Here is a 6412-nt window from a genome sequence, read left to right as displayed (position 1 = left end):
CGAGGCCGGACTGCACCTGTGTGGTGCGATGCTCTGGCTCCGCAGCATCGCACCACACTCGTGATCCGAACTCCAGACAGGACCTAGGCCGGGTCGCGCCAGGTGCTGCGGACCCGTCCTGGGACGCGATGCTGATCGGCAACCATTGCCTGGGCGGCTCGGTCAACGCTCGTCTCGACAGGGTGCTGCGCGAGCGGAAGGGCTACACCAGGGGACCGTTCTCGCGGTCACCCACGACCGCTGGTTCGCCAGGAGCTTCGACCGCTTTCTGGTGCTGGAGGCGGACGGCCGGGTACGGGAGGCGAGCGAGCCGTACTGGGGCCAGTGAGGTGTGCCGGCCAGGGGAAGGTCAGCGGTCGCGGTAGCGCAGCAGGAGCGTGGGGGCATCGTCGCGCAACGGACCGTCGATATGAGCCACGACGAGGCGTTCCCGCCGTACGCGGGTACCGGTGGTGCGTTCCTCGGGGGGAAGAGGAAGGGCCGTTCGCGCCATCTACCTCCCCCTCGCCGACCGCCGCGGTGCACGACTCAGCACGGGAGCCTCCCAGCATCCCAGCACGATCCCAGCACGGGAAAAAGCCAGGGGCCCGACCCCGAACAGTCGGACCCCTTACGACCTGCATGTTTGCCAGATCAGTGACGTGGTGGTACGTCAGCCACTACACATTGAAGCGGAACGTTCAACGCAGAGCTCTCACCTGCGGAAACGCCCGTCACGCTGATCATATCCAGCACCGATCCAGCACCGTCGGGACTCATCCAGCACATCCAGCACGTCACGCTGCGGAGGCAGACTCGTCCGAGTCTGTCACCGCCGGGCGCATGGCGTTCTGCATGACGTCTCGACAACGATCCCACGCCTCGGGGACCAGGTGACCGTAGATGTCCACGGTGGTCTTGATCGACTTGTGGCCGAGCCAGCGCGAGACCTCGTGGATCGGCACGCTGTTTGCCAATGCGGTCGAGGCGAAGAAGTGCCGCAGCGAGTGCGGGGTGTACTTCGCGGTCCCATCGGGCTTGGTGAGGCCAGCCGCGATCTGCGCCTTCCGGAAGTGGTACGCGTAGGTGGTAGCCGTGGGCATGACGCCCTTCCCGCGATCGCGCGGCGGAAAGAAGACCTCGACCACCCGCGGCCGTCCGGCCTTGTCCTGAAACTCAAGGGGGATCGGCCGCCATGTGACCTCATGCTCATGACATTCGTCGACGATGAACGGCGCCACCGGCACATCGCGGTACTCGCCCTCCTGCCGGTGCTTGAGCGGAACGAGCCTCGTCTTGCAGTCCTCGCGGTTGGCCTTCGCGCTGATCTGCCAGCGAACCCGGATGAAGTCATCACGCAGGCAGCCGGTGTGGAACGCCAGCGCCTCACTGATGCGCAGGCCCGCGCCGGCCTGCAGGGGGACCGTCAGCTTGTACTGAGGCGAGATGTGCTGATGGATGAGGTTTACCTCCACCAGCGTCGGGATCTCATCCTCGTCGACCGCGACGTTAGTGGGCTTGGTGTCGACGCCCTTCGTCGGATCCTCTTGGATCAGCTTTTCCTCTTTGGCCGACCAGAAGATGTGCTTCACCATCTTCATGCGGTCGTGCACGGTACTTTCCGCGAGAACCTTGAGGATCGCCGCCTTGAAGTGCTCGATGTCTCGCTTCGTGATCGAGACAAGCGTCTTCGCCCCAAGGTGCGGCACGAGGTGGTTGTCGAGAAATCCCTGGTAGTTCGAGGCTGTCGATTCACCGACACTCCGGCGTTGCAGCCAGTCGTCTGCGTACACCCGCAGACTTATCTTTCCGGCGCTTGGGTCGATGTAGACACCCTGGTCTTTATCGGCCTCCATTTTGACGCCGTGAGCCTCTGCCTGTGTCTTCTTCGCGAAGCTCTCCTCGCGCTGCCGTCCAGTGCGGCCTCCGGGCTCGCGGAAGCGAACGGTCCAGTCATGCCCGCATCGCACCTTCTCGCACGGATAGTTCTTGTTCCGCTTGTCGGTCTTGCAGCGCTGGAAAACGGTAGCCACGCGGCCCCTTTCACATACCGAGGCATGGCCAAACAGCCTTACCCATAGTTTTCTTCTAGGTAGGCGACTATGTCGCGCTCACGGAATCGCAGGAGACGGCCGACCTTCTGGGCCTTAATCCCCCACGTCCGGTACTTGTTCTTCACGGTGATTTCGCTCACCTTGAGCCACGCGGCAACCTCTTCCGGTGTCAGCAAGCGATTGCTCCCGCCGGCGGTCAAATCGTCACGCCCTCGGTCGCTCCACCGGAATTCTTCGGCCAGACAGCCACTGCGCATCTCCCTCGGCGAGGTGCCTTAGCGATTGCGCGACGGGCACCGCGGTCATGTGTGCAGCCGAGGACAGCACCCTGCTCTTCGACCACCGAGTTCCGGTGCCGCCACGGCGTCCACAACAGCTCCACCGCCAAGCGCAGCTGCCGCGAACTCCTCAATGGTCGTGAGGATCGCCGGTTTGGCTAACCGGCGATCGTGGTCTATGTTGCGCGCCGCATCACGAGCCCGGCATCTGCTTGGGCTCGCCGTCGCCGAGGGCAAGCAGATACGAGCGCAGGGCTCGGGGCGCGCCCTCTGAGACGACTACCAGCAGGCCGTCGACCGTAAGCCGGTCGAGATTCGCCGTGGCGCGGCGCTCGGGAATCCCGAGGGTCTGCGCCACTTGCCGCGTAGTGGCACCGGGATGCCGTGCAACATACGCGAGGACGATGCGATCACCTCGGTATCCCCGTTGCAGGAGATCTTCACCGAACAGGCCGGCCGCGCAGACGCAGACACAGAGCCCGTTGGATACTGCAAGGTAGTCACCCGCCGTTTGGCCGGCCCAAGCGTTCAGTGCGCCAAGGGCAAAGAGCGCGGGTGACATGAAGCGGGCGGATCGGATAGCCGACTCAGACAGATGCGCCTCCCAGGTTGGGGCCACGCCAGCAGGGGACAACTCATACGGCGTGTCATTCCGAGGATTTCCGGAATCCTGACCGCAGCCGAGCAGTAGCACCGTCTGGCCTGATGTTCTACGGGACGTTGTACGTTGACATGGACCCGGCGCAGCTATCCAGTCTTTCGGAGCTATTTCCTGTCTGCCGTGGGCGAATGTGGTGAAGTCGGCCCGGGGCGCGGTTCCGGTCTTTCGACCGGCCCGTTTCCCGGGCCGACTTCAGCAGAATGCATACCGCCAGCTGCCTGGAGCCCTTCTCCACGGACCCGTTGAGGCGCAAGGCATGCGCCGATACCTGCATCACGAAGCCGTTACACGACCTCGTCGACGAGAGGACCTTCACCGTGGCGTCGAAGCGACGCGCCACCCGGGATGACGGGCTGCCGCCTGAGTGATCCAGGTCGGTGGGTGAGTCCCACCCACCCTCACCGGTAGCGACCGCCCGTCGGCATGCGCTGGACGGCTGAGTAGGGTCGCGGTACCCGAGCTGGAGAGGTAGATGCATGACCCACGAGATTGTGATCGCGCAGACGACCAGTGACGACGAGGATCAGGCGAAGGCACTGGCCCGAGGCGCGGTTGAGAGCAAGCTGGCAGCGGGCGTTCACATCGATGCGCCTATCACCGCCTTCTACTGGTGGAAGGGGAAGGTCGAGACGGCGCAGGAGTGGCGGATCTCGTACATGACGTCAACGGACCGTCTCCCGGCACTGGAGGCGTGGCTGCATGAGAAGCATCCGTATGACGTCCCCCAGTGGATCACGCTGCCCGTGACCGGAGGATCGGAGGCGTACCTGTCCTGGGTGGTCGAGGAGACTCACCCGCAGTAGGGCACGCCACCCGGCGCCTCACCGTCACCGAGCCTGCTCGCCGGGATGGCTCACGACGCGAACGCCAGCAAGTGGCCGGCCAGGTCGCGCTCCGTGTCGGGGAGCCAGGCAGCGATGCTCTGCGCCCGCTGACGTCCCATGGTGTTCGGCTTTGACTCCGCTGCTGCGGCGAACTGGCGCGCGACGTAGGCCCCACGGTCTACGTCGCCGCCGCGCAGAAGCGCCGACGCCAGGTCCCCGAGGACCACCACTCCAGACTCAGGCAGTCCCTTACCGAGGCGCTCGACCGCGGAGTCGGCTGTGACCGTCAGTTCTTGGCGCTTGAGTTCGCCGTATACCGAAAGCGCCAGTGAGTCCATCCGGTACGGCGTCACGAAGCGGACCCACGCCTGCTCGCTCGTGTGATTCGCGAAGTCATACGCGAATCTCGCCTGCTCCAGGGCCCGGAGAGCGCCGGCTTCGTCAGCTGATTGAGCCGCTTCCTCCGCGTACCGTCCCAATGCCCACGCCGCAGCTGTCGCGTTGCCATGCCCCCGCACATCCTGAGCCGCCTGTGACAGCATCTCCAGCGCCTTACCCGGGGTAGCGGCACCGTAGCTCGCGTAGCCAAGCGCCAGGGCGCGCAAGGGCGGGTGCCCGGCCTCCTTCGCGCACTCCGAGGTCACCCGGTAATAGGCAGCAGCCTTATCGTGTTCCCCCAGGTCCCAGGCGACCCATCCGGCAAGGGCCGCGGTTTCCCCCGCCGCGATGGTCAGCGCTCGCTCGTGGCCGCCAGCGCGGGGAAGGGCCGCCGTGATCGCGTCGAGGTGAGACTCGACCCGGTGCTGCAAACTGCGTGCGCCTTCACTCAGCTCGTCCACATGCAACTCGGCCGCGTGATCGATGAGCACCGACGCGGACTCGGGGTCGATCCTGGCTCCCTTGCTGAGCGCGTAGGCGAGTCGGCCCCAAGGCTCGGCAGCGGCAGCCGCGCCGACGATGGCGCCTCCCAGCAGCGTTCGGCGCTTCACGTCGTCCAGGTCCTCCCCTTCAGCGTCGTCCTTCTTCCTCCGCCTGACTCGGGCGGCCTTCGCCTCCCGCAGGAGCGGCTCCAATGGGACGCCGCAGGCCACAGCGATGTGCCCAAGTGTGTGGTTCGTAGGGACGTTCTCACCGTTCTCGTACCGACTGACCTCTCGGCGGGTCACCGTCGCCCGGCCCGAGGCCGCGTTGATCGCATCCGCCTGCTCATCCTGCGATCGGTCCGCGTTACGGCGCAGCTGACGGAGTAGTTCGGCGAACGGATCTGCTGCCATGAGTGTGACCTCTATCGGTGGGGAATCCAATCCTGACCCCAACTCCCCCCTTGTTTTCCCCCCTTGACAAAGTTTTCCCCCTCAGGTTTCCCCTGTTCCGGATCGCGACACCACGGTGCGATGGGCACATGACCACGCACCGGGCAGCAACGCCTCCCCAACCTGGGATGACTGACGGCGGGCCCACCGCCGCCAGCAGCGCGCCGGCCGTGTCTCCGCTGGCCTTCGAGATGGTCATGGCGCCGGCGAGTATTCACGTCGCTCAAGCACGAGGCACCACAGCGGCCGTGCTGAGGCAGTGGGCCCTGCCGGACGCCCCGGCAGAAGACGCCCAGCTTGTCGTCTCAGAGTTGGTGACCAACGCGATCAGTCACGGCTCTGGGGCTGTGGGTCTGCGGGTGCGGTACGGCAACCACCAGCTCCGGATCGAGGTCACCGACGGGAGCACCGCCCCGGCCAAGCGGCGACGCGCCGGCGCCAACGACCTGGGCGGGCGAGGGCTGCTCCTAGTAGCACGCCTGTCACACCGGTGGGGCGTGGCCGGCAGCGGCCGGACTACATATGCGGTCATTCCCACTCTTACGGAGGCACCCCCATGTCGCCGCACACAGCAACCAACCTTCGATCCGACGTGTTGAGCCCTGTGGCCGACCGTGATCAGGGTCGGGAGTTGCAGTCGTCCGGCGGCTGGCCGGATGCCGGCAACGATCGGATCCGGTGGCGACACCGCAGTCCCGACCCGTTGGAGCGCCACTCCCGCAATGGGCAGCTCCGTAAGCTCCGTCAGCACTTCCATCGCGAGGCTGTCGGAAGGCGCGAACGCCAAAGCGGCGACCGGCAGCTTTGCCTCCTGGCGTACAGCTTGATACTGAGTCCGGGAGCCAGTCCCGACGAGGATTGGCACACCCTCCAGGCCGAGGCCGAGCAGCACGGCTACGCGATAGGAGCGAGGCTCCACGATGTTGCCGTCCCCGTGTCCACGACGTACTTCCCCGGCTCGCGCACGGGCCGGAGCATCTACATGCCCCCCTGGCAGCGCCCCGGTTGGCGGGAAGTCGAACGACTGGTCCAAGGCGAATTCGCGGACGGCGTGATCGTTCTCGACCGGCACAACATCAGCTCCAGCGACGACGAGTACCACGCCGTGATCAAGCATCTGGGCGAGCGGTACCAGGCGTTCGTACACCTCGTGATCCCCGAGGAGCCTACTGCGCCGACTTGAAGGCGTCCGCTGCGCTGGATGGACGAGAAGGGCTGGGGCTGGAGGCAGATCAGCGTCCAGGTCCTCCTCATCGCCACCGTGTTCGCCGTGCTCGCCATCACCTTCAACTTCACCTGACCA

The 6412-nt window shown here is 65.6% G+C and carries 8 protein-coding genes; 3 read left to right on the top strand and 5 right to left on the bottom strand.

The window, feature by feature from the left end; all coding sequences use genetic code 11:
- Window positions 1-349 precede the first annotated feature (349 nt).
- The 4 genes from H8R17_RS02845 to H8R17_RS49055 form a co-directional block, all read right to left on the bottom strand.
- Window positions 350-493, bottom strand: a complete 144-nt coding sequence (locus H8R17_RS02845) for a hypothetical protein (protein WP_187821473.1) — start codon at window positions 491-493, stop codon at window positions 350-352.
- A gap of 283 nt (window positions 494-776) precedes the next feature.
- Window positions 777-2012 carry a tyrosine-type recombinase/integrase gene (locus H8R17_RS02840; RefSeq protein ID WP_316959289.1) on the bottom strand — a complete coding sequence of 412 codons (1236 nt, stop codon included), beginning with the start codon at window positions 2010-2012 and terminating at the stop codon, window positions 777-779.
- Window positions 2013-2050: 38 nt separating this feature from the next.
- Entirely contained in the window at window positions 2051-2290 is a 240-nt protein-coding gene (locus tag H8R17_RS02835; RefSeq protein WP_262504938.1) for a helix-turn-helix domain-containing protein, read from the bottom strand.
- A gap of 214 nt (window positions 2291-2504) precedes the next feature.
- Window positions 2505-2873, bottom strand: coding sequence for a helix-turn-helix domain-containing protein (locus H8R17_RS49055; protein ID WP_187821472.1), 369 nt, complete (start codon window positions 2871-2873; stop codon window positions 2505-2507).
- Window positions 2874-3448: 575 nt separating this feature from the next.
- Here H8R17_RS49055 and cutA point away from each other — a divergent pair.
- Window positions 3449-3775 carry a divalent-cation tolerance protein CutA gene (gene cutA / locus H8R17_RS02825; RefSeq protein WP_187821471.1) on the top strand — a complete coding sequence of 109 codons (327 nt, stop codon included), beginning with the start codon at window positions 3449-3451 and terminating at the stop codon, window positions 3773-3775.
- A gap of 50 nt (window positions 3776-3825) precedes the next feature.
- On the opposite strand, the gene H8R17_RS02820 is transcribed toward cutA, so the two are convergent.
- Window positions 3826-5070 (bottom strand): helix-turn-helix domain-containing protein, encoded by a 1245-nt coding sequence (locus H8R17_RS02820; protein ID WP_187821470.1) that lies wholly within the window; start codon window positions 5068-5070, stop codon window positions 3826-3828.
- 128 nt (window positions 5071-5198) lie between these two features.
- Here H8R17_RS02820 and H8R17_RS02815 point away from each other — a divergent pair, with 128 nt between their 5' ends.
- Window positions 5199-5708: an anti-sigma regulatory factor gene (locus H8R17_RS02815; RefSeq protein ID WP_187821469.1), complete on the top strand. Its 510-nt coding sequence runs from the start codon at window positions 5199-5201 to the stop codon at window positions 5706-5708.
- 224 nt (window positions 5709-5932) lie between these two features.
- The gene (locus H8R17_RS46250) at window positions 5933-6292 is read left to right on the top strand and encodes a hypothetical protein (protein ID WP_262504936.1); all 360 of its coding nucleotides are present in this window, start codon (window positions 5933-5935) and stop codon (window positions 6290-6292) included.
- The last annotated feature ends 120 nt before the right edge of the window (window positions 6293-6412 follow it).

Source organism: Streptomyces sp. TRM68367, assembly GCF_014495685.1.
Lineage (GTDB): Bacteria > Actinomycetota > Actinomycetes > Streptomycetales > Streptomycetaceae > Streptomyces.
This window is presented reverse-complemented; position numbering and strand designations above follow the sequence as displayed.

Excerpts from the sequence above, each read along its gene's own strand:
- H8R17_RS02845 (WP_187821473.1), bottom strand. The coding sequence starts at position 493 with ATGGCGCGAACGGCCCTTCCTCTTCCCCCCGAGGAACGCACCACCGGT.
- H8R17_RS02835 (WP_262504938.1), bottom strand. The coding sequence starts at position 2,290 with ATGCGCAGTGGCTGTCTGGCCGAAGAATTCCGGTGGAGCGACCGAGGG.
- H8R17_RS49055 (WP_187821472.1), bottom strand. The coding sequence starts at position 2,873 with ATGTCACCCGCGCTCTTTGCCCTTGGCGCACTGAACGCTTGGGCCGGC.
- cutA (WP_187821471.1), top strand. The coding sequence starts at position 3,449 with ATGACCCACGAGATTGTGATCGCGCAGACGACCAGTGACGACGAGGAT.
- H8R17_RS02820 (WP_187821470.1), bottom strand. The coding sequence starts at position 5,070 with ATGGCAGCAGATCCGTTCGCCGAACTACTCCGTCAGCTGCGCCGTAAC.
- H8R17_RS02815 (WP_187821469.1), top strand. The coding sequence starts at position 5,199 with ATGACCACGCACCGGGCAGCAACGCCTCCCCAACCTGGGATGACTGAC.